This window comes from Acidipila sp. EB88 (assembly GCF_003858395.1).
Classification (GTDB): domain Bacteria; phylum Acidobacteriota; class Terriglobia; order Terriglobales; family Acidobacteriaceae; genus EB88.
On record NZ_QWEV01000005.1, the window covers coordinates 3155986 to 3180110 of the forward strand.

General features: G+C 59.8%; 12 protein-coding genes. 8 read left to right on the top strand and 4 right to left on the bottom strand.

Going from position 1 to position 24125, the window contains the following annotated elements; translation table 11 throughout:
* Positions 1-429 precede the first annotated feature (429 nt).
* The 5 genes from D1Y84_RS13400 to D1Y84_RS13420 all read left to right on the top strand — a co-directional run bounded on the left by D1Y84_RS13400 (position 430) and on the right by D1Y84_RS13420 (position 10219).
* On the top strand, positions 430-3846 hold the full coding sequence (locus tag D1Y84_RS13400; RefSeq protein WP_124849141.1) for a TonB-dependent receptor: 3417 nt from the start codon (positions 430-432) through the stop codon (positions 3844-3846).
* Between the two features lie 91 nt (positions 3847-3937).
* Positions 3938-5215, top strand: a complete 1278-nt coding sequence (locus D1Y84_RS13405; RefSeq protein ID WP_255424352.1) for a tetratricopeptide repeat protein — start codon at positions 3938-3940, stop codon at positions 5213-5215.
* Positions 5212-7032, top strand: a complete 1821-nt coding sequence (locus D1Y84_RS13410) for a CRTAC1 family protein (protein ID WP_199726411.1) — start codon at positions 5212-5214, stop codon at positions 7030-7032. The genes D1Y84_RS13405 and D1Y84_RS13410 overlap by 4 nt, the downstream gene beginning before the upstream one ends.
* A gap of 113 nt (positions 7033-7145) precedes the next feature.
* A complete protein-coding gene (locus tag D1Y84_RS13415) occupies positions 7146-8453 on the top strand; it encodes a tetratricopeptide repeat protein (protein ID WP_158615480.1) in 1308 nt (435 codons plus the stop codon).
* Positions 8453-10219 (top strand): CRTAC1 family protein, encoded by a 1767-nt coding sequence (locus tag D1Y84_RS13420; protein WP_124849144.1) that lies wholly within the window; start codon positions 8453-8455, stop codon positions 10217-10219. Before D1Y84_RS13415 ends, D1Y84_RS13420 begins: the two co-directional genes overlap by 1 nt.
* Before the next feature lie 12 nt (positions 10220-10231).
* Here D1Y84_RS13420 and D1Y84_RS13425 read toward each other — a convergent pair whose 3' ends face one another.
* Positions 10232-11608 carry a glycoside hydrolase family 27 protein gene (locus D1Y84_RS13425; protein ID WP_124849145.1) on the bottom strand — a complete coding sequence of 459 codons (1377 nt, stop codon included), beginning with the start codon at positions 11606-11608 and terminating at the stop codon, positions 10232-10234.
* A 227-nt stretch (positions 11609-11835) separates the two neighbouring features.
* On the opposite strand from D1Y84_RS13425, the gene D1Y84_RS13430 reads away from it, so the two are divergent.
* Positions 11836-13953: a glycoside hydrolase family 97 protein gene (locus D1Y84_RS13430; protein ID WP_158615481.1), complete on the top strand. Its 2118-nt coding sequence runs from the start codon at positions 11836-11838 to the stop codon at positions 13951-13953.
* A gap of 934 nt (positions 13954-14887) precedes the next feature.
* On the opposite strand, the gene D1Y84_RS13435 is transcribed toward D1Y84_RS13430, so the two are convergent.
* Positions 14888-16819, bottom strand: a complete 1932-nt coding sequence (locus D1Y84_RS13435; RefSeq protein ID WP_158615482.1) for a CotH kinase family protein — start codon at positions 16817-16819, stop codon at positions 14888-14890.
* Between the two features lie 886 nt (positions 16820-17705).
* Here D1Y84_RS13435 and D1Y84_RS13440 point away from each other — a divergent pair.
* Entirely contained in the window at positions 17706-20948 is a 3243-nt protein-coding gene (locus D1Y84_RS13440) for a CotH kinase family protein (RefSeq protein ID WP_158615483.1), read from the top strand.
* A gap of 108 nt (positions 20949-21056) precedes the next feature.
* Here D1Y84_RS13440 and D1Y84_RS13445 read toward each other — a convergent pair whose 3' ends face one another.
* Both D1Y84_RS13445 and D1Y84_RS13450 read right to left on the bottom strand, forming a co-directional pair.
* Positions 21057-22496 (bottom strand): ATP-binding protein, encoded by a 1440-nt coding sequence (locus tag D1Y84_RS13445; protein WP_124849149.1) that lies wholly within the window; start codon positions 22494-22496, stop codon positions 21057-21059.
* Entirely contained in the window at positions 22493-23227 is a 735-nt protein-coding gene (locus D1Y84_RS13450) for a response regulator transcription factor (protein ID WP_124849150.1), read from the bottom strand. The genes D1Y84_RS13445 and D1Y84_RS13450 overlap by 4 nt, the downstream gene beginning before the upstream one ends.
* Before the next feature lie 118 nt (positions 23228-23345).
* Between D1Y84_RS13450 and D1Y84_RS13455 the strand changes: the two genes are divergently transcribed.
* Positions 23346-24080 (top strand): hypothetical protein, encoded by a 735-nt coding sequence (locus D1Y84_RS13455; protein ID WP_124849151.1) that lies wholly within the window; start codon positions 23346-23348, stop codon positions 24078-24080.
* The last annotated feature ends 45 nt before the right edge of the window (positions 24081-24125 follow it).

Below are 24125 nucleotides of genomic sequence, written 5' to 3' on the forward strand. Positions count from 1 at the left end.
GATCTGCGCCTTGACTCCTCTCGCGACAAGGTGAGTAGTTCTGGAAGGTTCAGTCCCTTGCATGCACGGTTCCGGAGGAACGCGTGGCAGCGTATGTGCTGCCCTGTTTCTGCCAGGTAACTCGTCTGCCCGTGTTGTCGGTAACAGCGAAAGTAGCCGGGGGGCCACTTTTCGAGACTTAAAATGTTCGCGCCGACGACGAGCGTGCCTTACTCCTGCGTCGCAGACTCCGCATTTTTTCACACACGCATGACCGTCACAAATCACTTGACAGGGAACAGGGGTGAGACATAGCTTCGCGGGCAGCCTTGAAATAAAGGCGCGAGATGCCACCCCCGCCTCCGCGCGCAATGCTTCGTGTGCCCTCTCAGGGCTGCGGAGTGATACCTCGTTCCAGCAGAACGAGACGCCTGGTACTTGAGGGGACGTATGGCACAACGCTTCCTGCATCTGCTCGCTCTCCTGTTCATCATGCTGCTCAGCTTGTCGCTCGTTCCTCACCGAGCCTACGGTGGGGCCGCTACGGGCAAGATTCTTGGCTCCGTCGTCGACCCTGGCGGAGCTCCGCTTCCTGGAGCCAAGATCACGCTGACAAATGATGCGACCAACGAGGCGCGCACGGACACCTCCGACGCCGATGGCAACTTTTCGTTCCCGTTTACCGCGACCGGTAACTATTCGGTGCGTGTGGAGGCTGCAGGTTTCGAGGGGTATGTGCAGCATGGAATCATCCTGGAAGTAGACCAGAGCGTCTCGATCCGGGCATCGCTGACGGTTGGATCGATCGCGGAGACTGTGCAGGTAAGCTCTACGGCGCAAGGCGTAAACCTGGTGGATGCGACCGTCAGCCATGTGGTGGATGAGCAGCGCATTGTGGACCTTCCGCTGAATGGACGAGACCCGCTGCAGTTGCAAAACATCATGCCCGGAGTCACCTATGACACCAACAACGTCTCTCATGGTCAGGGACAGCACGAGGGCATCGTCGTCAACGGGAACCGGCCTGGTTCCAACTACTACCTCCTGGACGGCGTCGATATGACGGATGCCTACCTGTCGACCGCACCGGTCTTTCCTGCTCCAGATGCGTTGCAGGAGTTCGACATCCAGACATCGAACTTTACCGCGCAATACGGCCGCAGTTCGGGCGGCCTGGTCAATACCGTGAGCCGCGCGGGCACCAATAACTTCCACGGAGGAGCGTTTGAGTTCTTCCGCAACACGGTGCTTGATGCACACAACTACTTCGACACGCCGGGACAGGATAAGCCATCCTTCAAACTGAACCAGTTCGGCGGGTTTCTGGGCGGCCCGATCCAGAAAGACAAGATGTTCTTCTTCGGCTATTACCAGGGCACGCGCCAGCGCAAGGACGAGACGCTGACCATCGGGCAGGTGCTGACGCAGGCGCAACGCCCCGACCTCAATGGTGGAGGCTCCAACGTAAGTGGGTTGGTGGGGGCAAATGGCGGACCGGTGATCGACCCGTTGACACAGCTGCCGTTCCCCAACAATTTTATTCCCGCGAACCGTATCGACCCCACGGCACTGAACCTGATCAAGGCATTGGTGCCGCTGCCGAACAACGCATCGGGTGGCTACACCTTTATCAGCCCCGTCGCCAACAATGAGGACGATCTTAACGAGAACCAGTATCTGGGGCGTATCGACCGCAGCTTCGGCCCGCACGACACGGCCTTCGGTCGCTACTTTTTCAACCAGGACGAATCAAACGGCATCGGCGGCGGCAATCTGCCGGGTCGCCCTCACCTGAAGTACTTCCGGAATCAAAACGTGGCTCTGGCGTACACCCATACCTTCAATCCCAACTTCATCAACAACGCGGTCTTCGGCTTCACCCGTGTTGCGCACCACCGCGGACCCACGGAGTCTGTGGGCTGGGAAGCCTACGGAGGCCCGGCGACAGGATCAGCTCCCGGGGTGCTGAGTGACCTTTTCACCTCCGTCAATGGTTCCATCAGCGCGAGCGGTGATGGCGCATTTGTGCAGAACCGGCAAACGTGGCAGTACAGTGACAGTGCCGTCATCATCAAGGACAACCACACCATGACCTATGGTGTGGACTATCGCCGCGAGGCCTCCAACCGTGTGGAGGACTACCAGACGGATCCCAGCTTTAACTTCAATGGACAGTACTCCGGCAATGCCCTGGTCGACCTTATGCTCGGGCTCCCGAACAACTTCAACCAGCAGACGGAGGTCTTCAGCCGCCTGCGTCATAACGCCGTCGACGTGTACGCGCAGGATAACTGGAAGGTCAATCGCTCCGTGACGGTGGATGCGGGGATCAGGTGGGAGCCGTTTCTACCGCCGGTCGATAACCTGAACGATCAGCTGTGCTTTGACGAGTCGCTCACGTCCAGATCGTCTTACTATCCAACCGCGCCGAATGGGCTGACCTTTCCTGGATCGCCAGTGGGTAGCAACCTGGGCGGCGGCGATGCAGGATGCCCACGCGCAGGCATCCCCAACCGGTACAAGAACTTTGCGCCACGCATCGGCTTCAACGTCGATCCATTCCGCAATGGAAAGACGTCGATCCGCGCCGGTTACGGCATCTTCTACGACCAGGCTCGCCTGATTGCGTGGAATCGCTTTTCGACCGCGCAACCGTTCGACTCGAACTCGACCGTGACAGGCGTCGCCAACTTGGCTCCAAGCCTCAGCGGCAACAACGTTTTCACCAACAATGGGCTTGTGAATCCGTTCCCGTTTGTGATTCCGCGCACGGCAGCCCAGCGCGCCGCCTTTGTATGGCCGACGAACGCGGCGGAGACGGTCTTCGCACCCAACTTCAACGAAGGCTACACGCAGCAGTTCAACCTCTCCGTGCAACAACAACTAGCCCGCACCTACACCTTGACGCTGTCTTACATCGGAAACAAGGGCACACATCTATTTATGTCGCGCGAGTACAACTACGCACCCCTGTCGAGCTTTGTGCGCAACCCCCCTCCGGATCCGATCACGGGCCAGATCCCGGATCCGATCACGTACAACAACAGCAATGCCGTGCTGCTTGCTCGTCGTCGCCTCAGTTCCTTGTCACAATGCCCGCTTGCGGCTGGAAGCATAGCGACTGGCCCCTGCTACGGCGCGACCGAGATGCTCGAGCCGACTGCCTACTCGAATTTCAACTCTGTGCAGGTGGAACTGAATCATCGCTTCAGCCAGGGTTTCAGCGTGCTGGCCTCGTATGTCTACGCCAAGTACCTTGACATCTTTTCCTACACCGCCGAAGGTGGCAATGGACCGCGGGATGGGGACAACTTCGCTCTCGACTACGGCCCCTCCGACAACGACGTGCGCAATCGCTTTGCCGCGTCCTACATCTACCAGTTGCCCTCCCTCAAAGGCGCTCACGGCCTTGTGGGTGGTGTGGCTAATGGATGGCAGAATCAGGGCATCATCACGGTACAAACGGGAACTCCCTATTCCATCAACTCCAGCGTGGACACTTCGGCGCAGGGCATTGGCAGAAACTTCGCCGATCCAGTTCCCGGGCAGAGCTTCAGTCCGGCCCACCGTGGCGTGCAGTCCTACTTCAACACCGCGGCCTTCACGAACGCGGCTGCGGGAACCATCGGCGCGACGGGCCGTAATCTTCTGTATGGGCCGAGCCTGGTCAACGTAGACTTCTCGCTCTTTAAAGAGTTCAAGGTGCGGGAGTATGGGAGAATCCAGTTCCGTGGTGAGTTCTTTAATCTGTTCAATCACCCTAACTTTGCAAATCCGGATAACACGGTAGGGGATGGAACGTTCGGACAGATACTCTCCGCGCGCGATCCTCGAATCACGCAGTTCGCACTTAAATACTTGTTCTAGACTGGTGCGTGAAAAACAGGGCTGCTCCAGGTGTATGAGCAGCCTTGCCTGTTCCAGGCCGGCCGTAGCCTGGATGGTGCGAGGCGTTTGCATGACTTGGTATAAGAAATCTCCCCCCGGGCGCACCAGCGCCAACGATCAGTTGTTATGCGCGGGCGCCCACATCGAGCGCAAGGTCAAGCGGCTTGTGGTCTGTGCCTCTGCTCTTGCGAGCGTGCTGATAGCCACGGCTGGAGCCCAACAACCGCTCCCCTCACTTTCTGCACAGGCAAGCGCAAGGTCGCGCGCGGAGGCGGCGATGCGTGCGCAGGACACACCCGCTGCCATGAGGGAGTATCGCGCCATCCTTGCTGCGGACCCTCGCGACAGTGAGGCATGGACTGGGCTGGGTGTTCTGCTCTATGGCTCCGGTCAGGCAGCTGAAGCGGTCGCGGCGCTGCACCACGCGTTGGAGCTCGACCCCGCCGCCCCGCATGCGGCTCTTTTCCTGAGCCTCAGCGAGGCGCAGTTGCGGGAATGCGACCTGGCGCTTCCGGCCCTCTCAAGTAATTTTCAAGCGCTGCCTGCGGGCAAGCTGCAGCGGCTTACTGGTCTGACGTTGCTGCAGTGCTCGCTGCAAATCAAGGATGCGAGTGCAGCGCTGCAGGCGGCCGCGACCCTGCAGCAGCGCTACCCTGACGACGCCGATGTCTTGTATGAGTCGGCCGAGCTGTATACCCGCATGTGGAGCGATGCGGCCAACACCTTGATGACGAAGCATCCCGAGTCCTACCGTGTGCACGAGTTAGCTGGCGAGGTGAATGAGGCGCAGGGAAACATCGGCCAGGCCATTCGCGAGTACCGACTGGCGTTGATTGAAAACCCGAAGCTACCACAGCTGCACTACCGGGTCGGCCAGCTTTTATTGAAGGAAGGCGCGCCGGACGCTGACGAAAAAGCCATGACCGAGTTTCGCGCGGAGCTCGGCGACAATCCGCAAAGCTCAGTGGCGGCGCTCGCCATGGCGGAGATCGACCGACACAACGGGCGGCTCGCAGAAGCGGCCTCCGGGTACGCGCTTGCGCAAAGGTTGGAGCCGGGCCTGGTCGAGGCGCAAACAGGCATGGCAGAGACGCTGCTTGCTCAGCACAAGGTGGATGATGCGCAGGCACAGTTGCAGAAGATCATCACGGACCACCCTGAAAACGCGCGCGCCCACTATGCGATGATGCTTTGCTACCGTGCCGAAGCAAAACTACCGGAAGCGTCCAGGGAGATGGCTGAGTTCGAGCGCCTGCAGAGAAACACCGCGACCATGTTTCAGGATCGCCTTCACGCGCTGTTGACCGGCAGCAGCAATGCGGCGCCAGCAGACGTCGCCCGTCCATGATCCAGCGCGCCACGTTCCATGGCGTACATGGTCGCATGGGTCGCCGCAGCTTTCTGAAGACGATCGCAGAGGCGGCCTTTGTCTCGAGTACTCTTCTGCTCGCGAAGCCTCGCGCATTGCTTGCCGGGCAGCAGCCCGCAACAAAAGGTGCGCCCGGAACCGGCCCAGCACCACTAGGCTACTCAATCCACGAGATTGCGGAGCAAGCAGGGCTTGACTTCCTGCAGGTGTCCGGTGGGAACAAGGCGAAAAAGTACATCGTGGAAACAACGGGTGCCGGTGTCGCTTTCTTTGATTATGACCAGGATGGCTGGCTCGACATCTTCCTCCTGAACAGCGCGACGCTCGATGCACCCCCGGTTGGCACGGCACCGGGCAACAAGCTGTTTCACAACAATCGGGATGGCACCTTCACCGACGTTACGGAACAAGCCAGGCTGGCACACACCGGATGGGGGCAGGGGGTGTGTGTCGGGGACTTCAACAACGATGGGTTCGACGATCTGTATGTGACGTACTGGGGTGAGAACCTGCTCTACCGCAACAATGGAGACGGCACCTTTACCGAGGTAGGGCGGCAGGCGCACGTCGCGGGCTCGCCTCAACGCTGGAGCACCGGCTGTGCCTTTGTGGACTATGACCGGGATGGCTGGCTTGATCTGGTTGTGACGCACTATGTCGACTTCTCGCTGAGCGACGCAAAAGATCCCGGAAGCAATCCTTACTGCACCTACCGTGGATTACCCGTGATGTGCGGCCCCCGGGGACTCAAAAGCGAACGCACCATGCTGTATCGCAATAACCGCGACGGCACATTCACGGACGTGTCCAGACAGTCAGGCATCGGCGCGAAGGAGGGCACGTTTGGCATGGGTGTCGTGGTCGCGGATTTCGACAACGATGGCTGGCCCGACATTTACATTGCAAGCGACTCCACACCAAGCGTGCTGTTCATGAACAACCAGGATGGCACCTTTCGCGAAGAGGGCCTGCTGCGCGGCGTCGCCTACAGCCGTGAGGGCAGGGAAGAGGCGGGCATGGGCGTTGCTGTTGGCGACTATGACGGAGACGGCTGGCTTGACCTGCTCAAGACGAACTTCTCGGACGAGTCGCCGAACCTTTTTCACAACGACGGAAAAGCCTTGTTTACGGACGTGGCCGCGCAGGCCGGGGTGAATCGCCAAACACACTTCGTGGGTTGGGGATGCGGCTTCTTCGATCCGGACAACGACGGTCTTCTGGACATCCTGTACTGCAACGGGCATGTCTATCCCGAGCTGGACCGCATCCATGCCGACACCGCATACCGGCAACCTCGAGTACTGTACCGCAACCTGGGCGCCGGTTTGTTTGAAGATGTGACTGCGCAGGCGGGCGACGCGCTCACAAGCCTAGGCACGGGCCGCGGATGCGCCTTCGGTGACTTCAACAACGACGGTTCGGTTGGAGTGGTGATCAACAACCAGGGCGGCGCCCCGTCTCTTCTGCAGTTCAAGCAGCAGAACGCCCACCATTGGATCAGCATCAAGCTTCGAGGGGTCACCTCCAATCGGAGTGCGATTGGCGCACGGGTTCGCTGCGTGGCTGGCACGCTCTCGCAGATCGACGAAGTACGCAGTGGCGGCAGCTACCTTTCGCAAAGTGACCTGCGCTTGCATTTCGGACTACGCGACCAGTCTGTGATTGACCTGCTTGAGATTCATTGGCCGAGTGGCGTTGTCGACCGGATGGAGCATGTGCGTGCCAACCAGTTTCTCCACGTTGCAGAGGGAAGCACCCGTGCCGCCGCAACGTCGACCAGCAGGGCCAAGGAATGAGGAAGTCCGGCCAGCACCCGTGGTGTCTCTCATCGCTGGGGTGGTTGTTCCTGCTCGCAGCGTCAATGGCGCGTGCACAGGCAGGAAACGCAACGGGTCAGGTGGAGGGAGCCATGCAACTGCTGCGAGCCGGCGAGGTGCACCAGGCTCTGCAGCAATTCGATGTCGTCCTGAAAAGCAATCCCCATTCTGCATACGCGCTCATTGGCCGCGGCGTCTGCGAGAACCAGCTACAGCAGTACGCGGCAGCTGCTCTCGACTTCAAGGCTGCTTTGCATCTGGATCCCGCATCCGTGTCGGCGCATTACAACTACGCACTTACCTTGATCCGCCTGCACCAGGAGGATGCTGCGATCGCGCAGCTGCGCATGGTACTCAACGCTCAGCCTGAAGCGCTGCAGCCGCTCTACAACCTTGCTGTACTGCTTGAAGCAAAAGGCGCGTATGCCGAAGCAGCCGAGCGCCTGCGGGTGGCTCATCGGGTCGCTCCTGAAGACCCGGGCATTGCGGTGCACTTTCTTGCCGACCTGCTTCACCTTGACACGCACGCCGAGGTTGCGTCATTGATCGCAGAGCTTTCCGCCGAGTCGACACCTTCGGCGCTGCAGCGCGATGCGGGCGCGGCGCTTCTGGGAGCAGGACGCGCCGCGGAGGCAAACCCACTCCTGATGGCCGCCTACAATCGTGAGCCGAACTTCGAGACAGCGCTGCTTCTGGCTCGCTCGCTGCTTGCAGCCGACCAGGCGCAGGCTGCGCTGACGCTGCTTTCAAACAGTACTCCGGCTGGCGCCGGCAACGAGGAGGTGGCCCAGTTCCACACACTCATCGGCATTGCCATGGCCGCCACACACGATCCGCGCGGGGCTACCGCGCAACTGCAAACGGCGTTATCGCTCGATCCAAGACTCGCCATCGCGCAAAATGTACTGGGTTTCTGCCAGACACAACAGGGGCAGTACGTCCAGGCTGCGGAGGCTTACCAGGAGGCGTCAGAGCTGGAGCCTCGGCGCGCTGTGTACGCCCGCGATGCGGCCCTCGCATCCAGCCGGGCTAGCGACACCGCGCAGGCGATCCGCTTCGCGCAGCGTGTGACGACGCTCACGCCCGAGGATGCCGCCGCGCACGCGCTGCTGGGCAAGCTGTATGCGTCTGCGAACCAGCCGCGGCAGGCACTCCCGGAGCTGCAGCGTGCGGTTGCGATCGATCCTGACTTGGACGCTGCCGTGTACCAGTTGGCGCGCGTGTACCAGGCAACGGGCGATCACGCGCAGGCTGTTGCCTGGAGCGAGAAACTGGCAGCATTGAAGCAGAAGCACGCTGCTGAATTTGCGCAGCAGAAGAAGAACAGCGCCGACCCCGTGCACGCCGCGGCCCTGCTTGGAGGCGGCGCGTTGCCTGCTGATGATGCGGGTGGCCCGTGATGTCCGGGACGCTCCAACGGATGCTGTTCCTCCTGCTGGTGCATTGCGCTGTTGCGCCGGTGCATGGGCAGATGGCCGCCAGTCATCCTCGTCCCCAGGTAGAGCCACCCACAGGCGCGGCGGTGGCGAACTACGTGGATGTCGCAAACCGAGCGGGCCTCTTCGCGCGCAGCACTCTGGGCGGGTCGCCGGGTAAGCACCACATCCGCGAAATGACAGGCGGAGGTGTTGCCTTGTTTGACTTTGATGGGGATGGCTGGCTTGACATCTTTCTCACGAGCACTGGACCGACAGATCCGGATACAGGCGCAGCAGCGACGAACCACCTGTACCGCAATAATCATGATGGAACGTTCTCGGATGTAACCGAGCGTGCAGGGCTGGTGCGTCACGGCTGGGCGCAGGGTGTTTCGGTAGGCGACTTCGACGGAGATGGCTGGCCTGATCTGTTTGTCACCTACTATGGGCGCAACGTGCTGTACCGCAACCAGCATGACGGGACCTTTACCGACGTTACGGCTGCTGCCGGCCTTGTTTCAGCCACGGATCTGTACAGCACCGGCTCAGCCTTTGTGGATTATGACCGCGACGGCCATCTGGATTTGTTTGTGGCGCACTACGTGGCGTACAGCGAGGCCACAACGCACGATGCGGATCATGGGGATCACTGCGCATGGCGCGGCCTGACGGTGCTGTGTGGTCCGCGCGGCCTTCGGGGTGCAACAGGCACGCTCTATCGCAATCGCGGCGACGGCACGTTCCAGGACGTGTCGGTCAGGGCGGGCATATCCGGTGCGCTCGATTACGGCTTCACTCCGCTGGTCGCTGACTTCAACAATGACGGTTGGCCGGATATTTATGTCGCGGACGACTCCACCCCGTCCCGCCTGTACATGAATAATCACGATGGAACCTTCACCGAAGCCGGCACACTCTCAGGCACAGCCTTTAACGAAGACGGGCGGGAGCAGAGTGGAATGGGCGCAGATGCGGGCGACGTCAACGGAGACCTGCGCCTGGACATCGTCAAGACCAACTTCGAGCAGGACACCAGTACGCTGTACCGCGGCCGCGCCGATGGCAGCTTTGACGATGTGACTTTCTCGAGTGGCCTGGGCGTGAATACCAGTTTTGTCGGTTGGGGCACTACGTTTATTGACTTCGACAATGATGGCTGGCCCGATATTTTCATGGCCAATGGGCATATCTATGAGGAGGTGGATGCGCTTCACGATACGTCGTATCACCAGAGAAAGATCCTGTACCACAACAAGGGAGACGGCACGTTCGAGGATGTATCGTTGCGCGCCGGCCCTAGTCTCCTGCTGCAGCGAGTGTCCCGCGGTGTGGCGTCTGGCGACCTCTTCAACACCGGTCAGGTCGATCTTGTCGTCAACAACCTGGCAGATGCCCCTACGCTCTTGTGCAACCAGATGCCGGCGAAGAACCATGCACTGACGCTGCATCTTGTCGGCAAAAACCCCAATGCACTTGCCATTGGTGCGCGCGTTACGGTCACCTCGCAAACGCACAGCATGGTTCAGGAGGTGCGCAGCGGCGGCAGCTATATTTCGCAAGGCGACATGCGGCTGCGCTTCGGCCTTGGCGCCGCGACCAGGGCGGACCGTGTCGAGATCCGCTGGCCCGACGGACACGTCGACACTCTTCAAGATGTCGCAGGCGGCGCGATCATCACCGTGGCGTACGGCGGCAGGATCGTGGACCAGATGTCGTACCGCGCCCTGCCCGCCCGACTGCGCCCCTGACAGGCCGTGCGATCACTGGCGCAGGCTGTACAGTGCGGAAGCATGCGGCGCGAGATGCACCGGGAGCTCGCCTGCAGTCGCGAATGTCTTACCAGCCCACAGGTCTTTGACTGTGCCGTTGCGGTGCACAATGCCAAGTTGAGCCAGCGTGATCTTGCTGTTCATGGCCTGGTCGCCCAGGTTAAAGACCGCGATGTACTTGCCTGGCTCAGCCTTCGCCTTACTCGTCGCTGTCCAGACGCGCAGGTCGCCGTGCTGCAGGGCGACATGATTCCCAGTGCTGTGCTGATTCACAGCCAGCATGTCCGCGTTGGTCAACAATGTCGTGGTGAAAGGGTCAAGCGTCGGCAGGTCACCGCCAAACATCAAGGGAGACCGAAACATCGCCCATGCAGTCATGAGTGTTTGCTGCTCGTCGTGAGAAAGAAGGGAAAGCCGGGGATTGCCGCGCTCGGCGCGCAGACCGATGTGGCCCAACGGCAACATGTCGGCGTCGGGCCAGTGCCCCGGGGTCACAAGGGGCAGCCAGCTTTCCATGCGCGTGTACATGCTCTTCACCGAGGCCCAGTTGTCCCATAAATCATCTTCAATACGCCACATCTGCGCATTGGCGCGAAGGCTCGCCACTTTGTCCAGCGGAGCCGGCCCGGGTGAAAGGCTGAGCACGATCGGTCTCCCAGAGTGGACGATCGCCTTATGTAATCCCTCTATCTCCGCCTGGTGGTAGGGCGACGACATGTCGTCTGCCTTAATAAAGTCCACGCCCCACTTTGCGTACTGGGCCACGATGGAATCGTAGTACGCCTGCGCGCCCGGCTTGGTCATGTCCACGCCGTACATGTCGGTGTTCCAGCGGCACAGGCTGCTCTTGTCCGCAACATCCCCTGCATGCAACGCGGTGCCAGCAATCGGCGCATTGGCTGCAACCGCCTGCCGCGGAATCCCGCGAAGAATGTGTATGCCGAAGCTGAGTCCCTTGCTGTGCACGTAGTCGGCCAGCGGCTTGAAGCCCTGGCCATTGGCTGCGGAAGGAAACCGATTGACCGCGGGAACGGTGCGACCGTTCGCATCCAGCGAAAGTTTCGCATTGGCTCTGTACCCATGTGCCTGCGCGTTTGGTTCGTACCACTGGATATCGACGACGATGTACTGCCAGCCAAACTGTTTCAACTTCGAAGCCATGACATCGGCATTCTGCTTTACCTCGCTCTCGCGGATCGTTGTGCCATACGCGTCCCAGCTGTTCCAGCCCATCGGCGGAGTGGGTGCTAGAGCCGGCACAGATGCGCCGAAGAGATCTCCAGTGACCACGCCGGAAACGAGGGCGGTGGCAACGGCCAGAAGAGCCAGGCATGCTTTTGCGGCGAACGCAGTCTTTCTGTGGACCATGGATACCTTCCTGTGCGAGAGTGCGTAGGATCAACGCCGGTAGTCCTACCACGTGTGCGAAGCGAATGTCTTGCATCTTGTGCGCCGCGCTTACCAGGAAGGCCCTGACGTGGTTTGCGGTAGCAGAAAGCCGCGTTGTTCGCTTGAGCCAGGGGTGCAACATGTTCCGAAACACGTGGACGCAAGCTTGCAGAAGGGCCGCTCAGCTTGAGCTGTTCCAGCGCAGTATGTTTCACGGTCGCTCGATTGCGGGCACCGCCGCTTTGGTGCTGAGCCTGGTGGCGGCAGTTGCGAGTGCGCAGTCGCCCGTCGCTCCGCTGCTTTCCCCGGACAAAAGCATTGAAGTGCAGGTGCAGCTAGATCCCTTACGCTACTCCGTAAGGATGCTGGGCACTGCGGTGCTGCTGGACTCGCAGCTTGGGCTCGTGCTGAAAGGCCAGCCCGACATGCAGGGCTGGAGAGTGGTGCACGAAGAACGGCGAAGCGTTGATCGTATCTGGACACCAGTCTGGGGCAAGAGCGCCAACATCCGTGATCAGTACAGCGAGCTGCAACTGGCACTGGAGGAGAGTGCCGGGCAACACCGCCGCATGGACCTCATCGTTCGGGCGTACCCGGATGGTGTCGCTTTCCGGTATGTGCTGCCGAAGCAGCCTGGAGTGGATCACTTTGTCGTCACTAAAGAACTGACTTCATTCCACTTCGCGAGCGATGTGACCGCGTGGGCCGGCATTACGGAAAAGTATCACAACTCCTTTGAACATGAGTTCCCGCGCAGCCAGCTCTCCAGTCTTCCTCCGGGTGCACACGTCATTTTGCCTATGCTGGCGCAGATAAGTTCTGGCATCTATGCGGCGGTGACAGAAGCAGACCTTCATGACTGGGCGGGCATGTATCTGACGCCGGCCGGCTCCGCGACCATGACGGCAGACCTTTCGCCCCGTCTCGATGGAGATGGCCTGGTGCGGGCAGACGCGCCCCATGCGAGCCCGTGGCGTGTGCTGATGCTGGGCAGGACCCCGGGATCGCTGATCGAGTCGAACCTCATCGAGAACCTTAACCCGCCTTCAAAGATTGCAGACACCTCCTGGATCAAGCCGGGCAAGATGGCCTGGGACCACTGGTGGAGTGGCGACGTCCAGATGAACAGTGCGACCAATCAGCAGTTCATCCGTTTCGCCTCGTATATGGGCTTCCCTTATCAATTAATCGACTGGCAGTGGTATGGGCCATACGACAAACCGGACGCGAAGATCACCGAGCCTGCGACTGCTATTGATATGCCCGCGCAGCTACGCTTCGCTTCGGAACACCATGTGCGCGAGTGGATCTGGATTCACTCAGGCGATGTAAATCGCGCTAAGGAAGCCGGCACCCTGGACAGCGCATTTGCCACTTATGAACAGTGGGGTATCGCGGGCGTCAAGATTGACTTCATGGATAGCAATGACCAGGCCATGGTGAATTGGTATGAGGATGTTGTGGCGCTCGCCGCGAAACACCACCTGATGGTCGATTTTCACGGAGCTTTTGAGCCGACAGGACTCCGCGTCACCTGGCCGAATCTTCTGACCCGGGAGGGTGTGCTCGGTAACGAATACAACAAGTTCAGCACGCGGGTTACGCCGACGCATAAGCTCACAATCCCATTTACCCGCATGCTTGCCGGCCCCATGGATTACACGCCAGGCGGTTTTTTGAACCGCAGCCCTGCAGAGTGGAAGCAAACCACGCCCACCGAGGTGATGGGCAGCCGCGCGCAGGAGCTGGCACTCTTCGTGGTGTACTGGAGCCCCTTGACCTGTGTAACGGACGACCCGGTGAACTACCGTCGCAGCGACGGAACCGATCAACCTGGACTCGAGTTCTTAAGAGTGGTGCCCACCGTATGGGACGAAACAAAGGTGTTGGACGGCGCCGTTGGTGAGCACATTGTGATGGCGCGCCGGCAAGGACGAAGCTGGTTTGTGGGCGGCATGGCCGGAGACAAGCCTTACGACATGGTGCTGCCACTTGACTTTCTGGCTCCGGGTACATACAGCGCCCATATCTATGCCGACCCGCAGGATACTTCGGCAAACTACGAGGCGCTCGCGCAAAGTACGAAGCGTGTTACTGCGAGGGACTCACTCCGGTTGCATATGCGTCTTGCTGGGGGGTGGCGATCTGGCTGGAGCCCGTTGATGGGTCCGCCGTCTCCGCAAACGCAGGAATGCAAGACCTGCGCTAAAACCGGACGCGTCTCGGAAAGTGCTGCCAATGATGGCATGGCGCTTTCTGCTCATGGTCCGCAGACATGCTCAATAGTTAAATTACTCACAAGTGATGGAAGGCACGCGCGATGACTGCGCGAGGAAGAAGGGCGGCGGTGGCCAGCCACTCAGGTGTTCGAGGCAGGAAACTTGCCGCATTGGTCGCTCCCACGTTGCGAGCGAAGCTGCTGGATCTGCTTGCTTGGCCCGTCAACAAAGGGCAAGCATCTTCTTCCGCGAGGACCCGAGTTCCCGCACACGCTATACCGTGGCTTCATCTCTACTTGAGGGTCCTTTAGCACGCCTCGTTCATCAATGACCTCCCATTTCTAGGAGGCCACACATGCATTTTGTTCAGTCTTTACGCTGGTGCCCAGAGGGGGACTTGAACCCCCACAACCTTGCGGTCCGCGGATTTTAAGTCCGATTCCCAAGCACGTATGAGCATCAAGCAGAGTGGGGATAAAGCTAGACAAGACCCGTGAAAAGAACACTATAAGCTCGCTGCTCATCTTGCGTACAGATGCACGTAGATGCACATAGTTGCAAAGTGAACAGCCCCCAAAACAGCCCCAAACCGGGGGCTGCAGCCGCCATATCGACGGTGGGTTTTCTAAAATACGGATTCTTGGTCTATTGGGAGCGCCCTTTTTCTTCGTTTTTCCTTCGCCGGCTAAGTTCGTGCTTACGGCACTCCACATAGAGGACAGGTCACCCTACAAACGTTGTGGGCGACCCGCTAATGCTGTCGCTGCCTCGTCTTCGCGTCTATTCGCGTGCCAAAAACTACCTCGGGGCACTCCCAAGCCGGTCCAAGGTGAAGTGCCCATCCTGGTTCCACGTTGCAAGCTACCATGTGACCTCGCTCCAGCTCCATCCACGGCAGAGCAATCGGGATGAGCCTCCATTCGGACGGTGGCGCTGGCTACCATCCGGGACCTCTGCGAGGCTGGCAAGAGCTTCAAACGAGGAGGTTATGTCCCGGACCAAGCCGGCCCGGGAGACCATCCGAGGCAAGCTACATGGATCATCGCGCAAAAAGCTGCGCGATCGCGTGATGCGTGTCCCCGCCGTAAACCACCATCGGGTGCAGCTTTCCGGAAGACGGCGCAGTGACGGTGATGCGCGCCTGTCCTGCCGCGTCCAGCTCAGCGGTGCCTGCCGCGTGGCCCGAAAGGTACAGAGTCACTTTGCCGGTCGGTACCTCGGCGTGGCTGCTGACGGCGATGCTGTACGTGATCGCCCCACCCTTGGCGGCTTCAGCGGGTTGAGCCGTCAGCTTGATTGCGCTTTGTGGCTGCTGATTCAGCTCCGAGTCCAAGTAGCCGATGCGCAGATTGATCCAATCGGTCAATGCCGCTACCGAATCAGCATACGTCGTCTGGGCGGATGCATTCGGCCACACTGTCTCGCCGAGCATCGGCCAACGCGCGAAGTTGTTCTGCGCCGACTGAGTGAGCATGGTGCCCTGCTGATCAATGGATGTGACCCAGTCGCTGAGGATTCCGTTGCTCTTCATGGTGTTCCATTGCTGGCGCACGTCTGCGACGAAGCCCGGATCAGTAAAGAGCTGGCGGTACCAGGGAGACTCTGTCTGCGTCCAGGGCACCGTTGGATTAACGATTGGTTGATAGTTCACGTTACCGGCCGAAATATCAAAGTCCCACGCCGGGCCCATGTACAAGAGCGGGTTGTCAACGGACTTATAAAGATAAACGCTGGAGTAGAAAGCGCCACCGTCGACGTTGCCCATCACGTCCGTCACGATGTAGTAGTTCACAAGTGCGGCCTCATCGAAGTAGGCTCGCCACCCCTGCGTCGGGTCGGTGTAGCTGGAGCTGAACATCGCATTCTCTGCGGTATCCACATATTGGCTGATATATGCTGTTTGCGCGGCCACTTCTGGATCGGGCGTGAAGTCAGGATCGATCAGTCCGATCGGCAGGTTGTGGGGTGTGACGAACACGAAGGCTTCATCCTCGTGCGCGTCAATCTCCATTAGGTAGCCACCGGTCAGATCTCCAGTGGTGTCCTGCTCGGTCAGCTCCGGGATATTTACCCGGTGCGAGTCGACGTTTACCTTTTCGATCAGTTGATAGTTCCCCTCGTACTGGCCGTTCAGGTAGAGCTCCACGAACGCCGAGTGGGGCGCCCACGGCATCAGGGTGGAGGTTCCGCTTGGCGTGGGGGAGCCGGCAGCTTCGGCAAGGTACCCGTTTGATCCATCGCCGTAGGGAATCGCATTGGCGAGATAGGACGCCGCCCAGTCCCGAAGCAGCGACTTATCGTCGTAGTTGGCGAGCAGCACGTAGCTCTTGCTCTTGTCGCAAATTGCTTTGCCGGAGCTCGTGACGTATGGGCACTGCACACCCAGAAGCCCCAGCAGATCCACACTCGTCCCCAGCTTCATAGTGTACGGAAGCTTGGGCATCACCGACGTTGTATTGCCATGCACGTGAAACGTGGCGGTGTTGTCAGAATCACCGCTTCCAGGCAGCAGGCTCGTGCTTCCGTCCGCAGACGTAATCGTTACGGTTCCGCTCACATCCGTTTCCGTGCTTGTGACAGGCACATTGCCGGTATCGATGCGAAGGACTGGCAGGTCCGTCTGCCCCGCCGCTGGAGAGAATGCCGCATTCGACAGAGACACTACGAGGGCAACTGTTGCAGTGGCAGTGACGCTGCCGGCCGTCGCATTCACGGTCACATTTGTGGTGGCACTACCGGGCCCCGGGAGCACGGTACTGGGAAAAGCCTCGGCATCCGCATTGGTGGCTGCCGTGAGGGTCAGCACTGCCGAAGCTCCGGGCAGCACGGTTGCAGGCTCTGAGGTGACAGTGATACCGCTGGGCAGACCGGAAAGCCCAATGGTGACGGGCGTCGGCCCCGTTCCCGGCACGGTCACCGCGAGCGTCTGGGCGCTGCCCGGATAAATTGTGAGGTTGCTTTGTGCGGGCATGACCGTGAAGCTGTCAACAAGCACCGGGGCAGGAGCAGTGCTCCCAGCACCTCCGCAGCCTGTCGCGGTCGCCGCTGCAGCACAAACGAACGCTGCCGCCGAAAGAGAGCTGAACCGTTGAACCATGCACCACCTGTCTGAGAAGAATGCGCCGATAGGGGCTCGTCTGAGATCACTAGCCGGAAACGAGTCCTTGACGTGCGTTTTAACACAACGTGAGGAAGTTTCCTCATCCCGCACAACCAGTCTGGCGCCGGCTTCCTGCATGAAGTCCGACCAGAGCCACAGTAGGTTCTTCGCAGATCGGCAATGCAGCAGAGGTCATGCCGCGGTTCCTTAAAAATGAGAAGACCCGCGCACTCGATGTCGGTCACACAGAATTGCCGATTGATGAACGGCGGGGTGAGAACTCCAGATCACGAACTTCAAGCCTTGGTCGGCCGATGTCGGCGATGAGACCACTGGATCGTTCGTCCAGGTTCGGCAGCCACCTGCCCGCCTACAGTCACGGCCGAGCAGGGGAAAATGCAGGGCTGCTGAGCGCTCATACGGCACAGAAGCACACTCAACGATAATCGTTCTGCGTTCTTTATCTGGTTAGGCATCTGGCGGAGTTTGCAAGGCTTGGATTGTGGCAGCCATGCTCAGCTGCGGGCTCGCGGCATCCCGGACGTGTTGTCATTCTCTTCCCATGGGTGTATGACTGACGGTTACGGATGTCTTCGTGCCTTGCCTTACCTTCTGGTAGCCTCCCGGGACATTCAACGTGCGTTCATAAAAGCATTTCCCTTGAGGTCTCTGTTGTTGCACAATGGGGCGACTTCTCGCGGGTCGCCCACCGACGCAGGCGCCAGAAGCGATGCCTATAATTTCCCAAGGATCAACTGTGACACTTTCTGCAAAACCCTTCCCCCTGGCCGTATGCCTGTTTTCTGCGCTGTCCAGCGTAACTGTCCATGCACAGACCGCCCCATTCAATCTTTCTTCCAGCACTACCTCGGTCACGCTTTATCCCGGCACCTCACAGACGATTCAGGTGCAAGCCTCCGGGACCAGTGTGTCTCCGATCCAGGTCATCGTGTCGGGACTGCCCACAGGCGTAACCGTCAGTAACCCGCCCCTCATACTGGCGCCCGGAGCCAGTGGCAGCATCACTCTCACCGCCGCGCTCAATGCCGATGCATCGTCCTTCCCGGCGCAGGGCCCTGCGGACGCGAATACGCATACCACGGCGATCACCGTGTCGGGTGTGGCTGGTCCCTATACGGCAACCAGCACACTGAATCTCACGGTGTCACTGTCGAATGCCTCCTTCGCTCCGGCGCAGAACCAGCTCAACATTCCGATCCTGCGTATCAACACCAACAATGTGGGGATCACGAGCACGGATGTAGATACAGCCGCGACCATCACGATCACGTCCGCGGACGGGAGCACCACCTACCTGCCGGGTAGCAGCGACACCGACAACACCGCGACATTCCACATCCATGGCAACACTACGGCGCAGATGCCGAAAAAGCCTTACACAATGAAGCTAGGCACAAGCGTTGATCTGCTGGGCCTGCTGGGGGTGAGCTGTCCCTACGTGACGAGCTCTGGTAAAGCGATCTGCGACAAGAGCAAGTCCTACGTGCTGCTGGCGAACTATGACGACAAGTCGCTGCTGCGCGACTGGTCTGCCTCCGCGCTTGCCAATGCCATTCCACTCGGCAATGGATACCTGAACTCAGCTGCTGGGTCGCCGACGCCGAGCGGTGGAACACAGCTGCTGCCGTGGGCTCCCCACTCCATCTTCGTCGAAGTTTATGTTGATGGCGCGTACATGGGGAACTATCAACTGATCGAGAGCGTGAAGGTAGATAGCCACCGGGTCAACATCACGGAACTGAGCGAGACTGACACCACCGACGACATCACGGGTGGGTACCTGATGGAGATTGATCAGCATCAGGACGAGGCTTTCGTCTTTCACACGCCGCACGGGCTGCCGATCGGCCTGATCGATCCGGACTTTACCCCTGACCCCGAGGTGAGCCAGCAAACCAGCTACATCTCCAGCTACGTGGACACCGCGGAGAACGCACTGTTCGGGTCAAACTTCACCAGTACGACGCTGGGATGGCGCGCCTATTTTGACGAAGCCGCGGCCGTGAACTACTACATCGTGAACGATGTGATGGGTAACGTGGATGGCGGAGATTTCTACTCAAGCGTTTACTTGTACAAGGCACAGGACAATCCTCTGCTGTACATGGGACCGATCTGGGATTTCGACATCAGCTCCGGCAACGTGAACTATGAAGCGATCGTGAACCCCACCGTACCATGGGTGCAGACCCAGGCCCTCTGGTACAAGCAGTGGTTCACCGATCCAGGGTTTGCAGCGGACGTGACGACGCAGTGGAACGCGCTGAAGAACAACGGCGTGTTTACACAGTGGCTGTCTTCGATCCAGCAGCAGGGGAGTGCACTGGCGCAGTCGGGACAGAACAACTTCAACCGCTGGCCGATCCTGGGCGAAACGGTGTGGCCGAACAAGGTGGCGCTTGGTTCCTACGCCGGAGAGGTTGCTTACCTCACCAACTGGTTGAACACGCGTATCGCCTACCTTGATTCGCAGTTCAACCACAAAGCGACCAGCACCGCGGCCATCGTAAGTGGACCGACGACTGCGCATGTTGGCGATACGCTGACCTACAGCGTGCAGGTAACGGGAACAGGTGGCACCCCGACCGGCGCTGTGACCTTGCTGCTTTCAAACGGCGTATTGGGAACAGCCCAGCTGGACGGAAGCGGGCACGCCACCATCACGGGTGTGGCGACGGCTCCTGGCAGTTTCAGCGCTGTTGCCGTGTACAACGGTGACTCGTCGTTCGGCCTGTCGCAGTCCAACGCCGAGGCACTGACCGCAACGGCTGCGTTGGTGGCAACCAGCACGGTGCTTACCGCGCCAGCTACCAGCTACCTGCAAGGAAGCAGCTTTGTTCTGCAAGCGCAGGTGACGAACCAGGCGCAGGCCGCCGTGCCTTCAGGCACTGTAACGTTCTCCTACGGCGGCTCCGCTCTCGGGCAAGCCACGGTCACCAATGGTGTCGCGACGCTGCCGGTGACTGCGGCATTGACCGGTACGTTGCCGGTCGGCTCGTACCCAGTGGTGGCAACTTATAGTGGGGACTCGGTGCACACTGGGAGTGCTGCAACGACCACCTTCAGCATCACAAGCTCAACCGGCGCAACAGCAGCACCCACCTTCTCGCTGGCTTCCGGATCCTACCCGGCCGGCCAGACAGTCGCCATCGGGGATAGCCAGGCTGGAGCCGTGATTCACTACACGGTCGACGGCACGCTGCCCACGGTCAGTTCGCCTGTTTACAACACGCCCATCGCCATCAACAGCAGCGTCACGGTGCAGGCGCTTGCCGTAGGTCAAGCACTGGCTCCCAGTGCCGTAGCCACAGCGTCCTATCAGGTTCTTGTGGCATCCGGCACCGGGAACGGCTTCGCAGGCAACACGTCCATGGTTCTTAATGGTTCGGCGAAGATCAATGGCAACGCGCTGCAACTGACAGATGGAGGCACGTACGAAGCTGCTTCTGCATGGCTCGGCACTCCAGTGAACGTTCAGCGGTTCACCAATGACTTCACCTTCCAGCTGGTAAATGCGCAGGCCGATGGCATGACGTTTACGCTCCAGGGGGTAGGGACACAGGCCCTTGGTTCAAACGGTTGCGGACTGGGCTATGGAGCATGTGTGGGCCAGACAGGAAGCATCGCCAAAAGCGTAGGCTTCAAGTTTGATCTCTACGACAACTCGGGAGAGGGCAACGACTCGTTCGGCATCTACAACAACGGTTCTGCGCCAGCGAATATCGGCAGCATTGATCTCACGTCAACTGGCTTGAATCTGCACAGTGGAGATGTCTTCCGCATGCACATGGTGTATGACGGAGCCTCGCTGCAACTCACGCTTACCGACACTGTCACGGGCAAAAGTGTGTCCGGCACTGTGAGCGGGAGCATCCCGGCAATCGTGGGCGGCAACACAGCCTATGCCGGGTTTACGGCTGGTACAGGAGGGGAGAGCGTCACGGCAAACATCCTCACCTGGACCTACACCGCGAACTAGCCACTCGCATGCAGTATCGACGCGGTGGGCGCGCGCAGTGTGCGCCCACCGCGTTCCTTTTTGCGACGAGACATCTGTTTGGCCTCTTGCAAAGAGGCTCGTCCCGGTCTAGGGATGCTCCATCGACGGCGCGTTGTCGCCAGCAACAGGTAGAAGCAGGCAGCAACGGAGTCCGCCAACATGCGTCTCGTCTGCAAAGATGTGGCCGCCGCTGTGCTCTACAGCCATCTTTGCGATTGCAAGCCCCAGTCCGATGCTGGGCCCGCTGGCTTGTATCGTCCCACGATAGAAGCGTTCGAAGATGCGGGTGTGTTCTCCAGCTGCGATCCCGGGACCCTGATCTTCTATACACACCTGCTGCATCGGCAGTCCATGCTTGTGGACATGCGCATGTTGCACATGAATGCGTGTGCCCTCGGGCGAGTACTTCACCGCATTATGCAATACGTTCAACAATGCACTGCGCAGAAGCATGCGATCGGCTCGGACGAGCTTTGACCCGTCATTTAACACTTCGATATCCACGCGCAGGCTGCGTTCTTCCAGCAGTACATCCAGCAGCAGGGCGACTTCCTGCACCAGCTCCGGTAGATCAAACGTTGTCAGTTCCAGAGGCGCCGATTCGTTGTCGGCGCGAGAGAGCAGCAGCAGCCCGTTGATCGTTTGCGTCAGTCGCTCGGATTCTTCGAGCATGGTGCTGATCACTGCAGAGAGATCCGCATGCTGGGCGTCAGGAGCAACCATCAGCGCTTCTTCGCCACTAGCTCGTAGCGAGGCGAGCGGCGTGCGAAGTTCGTGCGCGACATCTGCCGTGAACCGTCGCATTCGCTGGAAGGACTGGTCGAGCCGCTCCAGCAATTGGTTCACTACCCCGGCCATACGTCCCAGTTCATCATCCCCAGGCGGCGGAATCGCAAGGCGCTCTCCGAGGTTCTCTGCGGTAATCTGCTCGGCACGCGCGGCCATGTCCTGCAGCGGCGCAAAGGCAGCTCGCGATAAGCGGTACCCGGCTCCGGCTGCAAGCAGCACGCTTGGCGGGAGAGCGAGCAGCAGCAAGTAGGAGAACCGCAACATCGTCGCATGCAGCGGACCCAGGTCATACCCGAGCCGGATCAGAATCGGCTGACCGTTCAGCGGGTGGAGGTGGCTGGCAAACAGCACTTTCCGTCCGTCGCTGAGCTCTGCATCCCGACGTTCGAACCAACCTACGCCTTCGCGGGGATACGTCGGATGCCCCAGTTCATGCCCGAAAAGAGACTGGCTGCGAAGCAACAGATCGCCCTTGGCATTGTGTACTTCCAAGAGGCGGTTCACCAGAAGACGGGATTGAGGGTGCGAGTAGTACTCATCGTGGAGATGCAGCTGTCCATCGTTGCCGAAGTACAGCAATCCCTCCACGGCCTCCGTCTCCTGGACCTCCGCGCGATAGATCTGTTCTCTAAGCTGCGCATACTGGAATAGAAAAACGGCAGCCACGTAGACGGCCAGCACAGCCACGAACACGCCGGTGTACCGCAGAGTGAGTCGGGTACGAACGCGTAGCCTCATGCCTGCTCCTTGAGTCTGAATCCAAGCCCGCGCACTGTATGGAGGAGCCGGGTGGGGAAAGGCTCGTCCAGCTTCTGTCGCAATCGAGCGATCTGCACATCGATGACGTTGTTCAGCGGGGTGAATCGTGATGTTTCATGCCAGACGTTCTTAGCAAGCATCTCGCGGGACACTACGCCACCCTTCTGCTCGGCAAGATAGACCAACAACGCGAACTCCCTTGATGTGAGGTCCAGGCGAATGTCCCCCCGCGTAGCCACGTGCTGCACCGGATCGAGCCGCAGATCCCCGACCGTCATCTCAGTCTGGGGCGGCGCGTGTCCGCCGGCCCGTCGCAGAAGGGCGCGCACCCGCGCGATGAGCTCGGGGAGTGAAAACGGCTTTCCGAGGTAATCGTCCGCGCCAGCCTCCAAGCCTCGAACCCGATCCTCCGGTTCGTTCTGCGCAGTGAGCAGCAGCACGGGTGTCACAACACCTGCCGAGCGCAAGCGTGCAAGAAGGTCCAATCCGCTACTTTGCGGAAGGCCAATGTCCAGGACGATCAGGTCAGGCGGTCGCGCTTGCAGCAGCGAGAAGGCTTCCTCAGCTGAACCGGCTATCGCCGTACTGAACTCTTCCGGATGCAGCGCACGCGCGACGGTCTCAAGCAGCCTGGCTTCGTCATCTACCAGCAGGATGTGGCGAGTAGTAATGGTTTTGGCCCCTCGACCTTCCTGACGATCATGGCTCATCTCGTAATGGTGGCGAAAGGCCAGCGCGAAAATGTAAGGGAAATGTAAGGATTATGTGAGGTGATTCGGTGGTCTGATCGTGTTCAGACAGCCCATATTTGGGTCCGGAGCCGCCTCCATGATCAGTTTTCTTCTGCTCGCTGCCCTCACTGCACCGTCCGCGCTGCCGGCGCAAACCACGCTTCCCGTGATCTTCCCGCACACGGTTTCCGCGAAGGACGCGCAGGTGGGTAAGTCTGTGGAGGCAAAAACAACGGCACCTGTACGTCTTGCTTCGGGCGAAGTCATCCCTAAGGGGGCCAAGGTGAGCGGGCATGTGGTGGAAGCGACTCCGTTCGTCTGGGACAGCACTCCCTATGCGAAGCAGAAAGCTGCCGTGCTCGCGGTCCAGTTCGACTCAGTGGACGATCGAGGGGTTGCCATTCCCCTGCACGTGGCGCTGCGTGCCATGGCAGATCCGCTGTCCAGCTGGGACGCCGATCGGCCGCTGCCATCGGATGTTGACCACTCCGGCACCACCACGCAGGTGGGCGGAGACCAGAACACGCCCTGGATCAAGGAAGTGACCTCCTCTGACGGAGACATTGTCGGCTATCACCATAATGGCTTCGTTTACGCGCACCTACTTGGCAGCGGGACTTGCGATGCAAGTGACACAGAACAAGCCATGGGGATCTTCTCGGCATCCGCCTGCGGGCTTTACGGTATGCCCCAGGAGTCGGTCGAGAGCAAGCCTTCTGCAAGCGGCGTGACTGTGGTCCTCCACTCCACGAAACGCAATGTAGAGATTCATGCGAACGCCCAGGCGCTCCTTGAGGAATCTGCGGCGACGCTTCAGGCTGACGCTCGCTAAAACCAGCGCACGTTCCGACCGCATGGATCGAGCTTCCTGCGCACC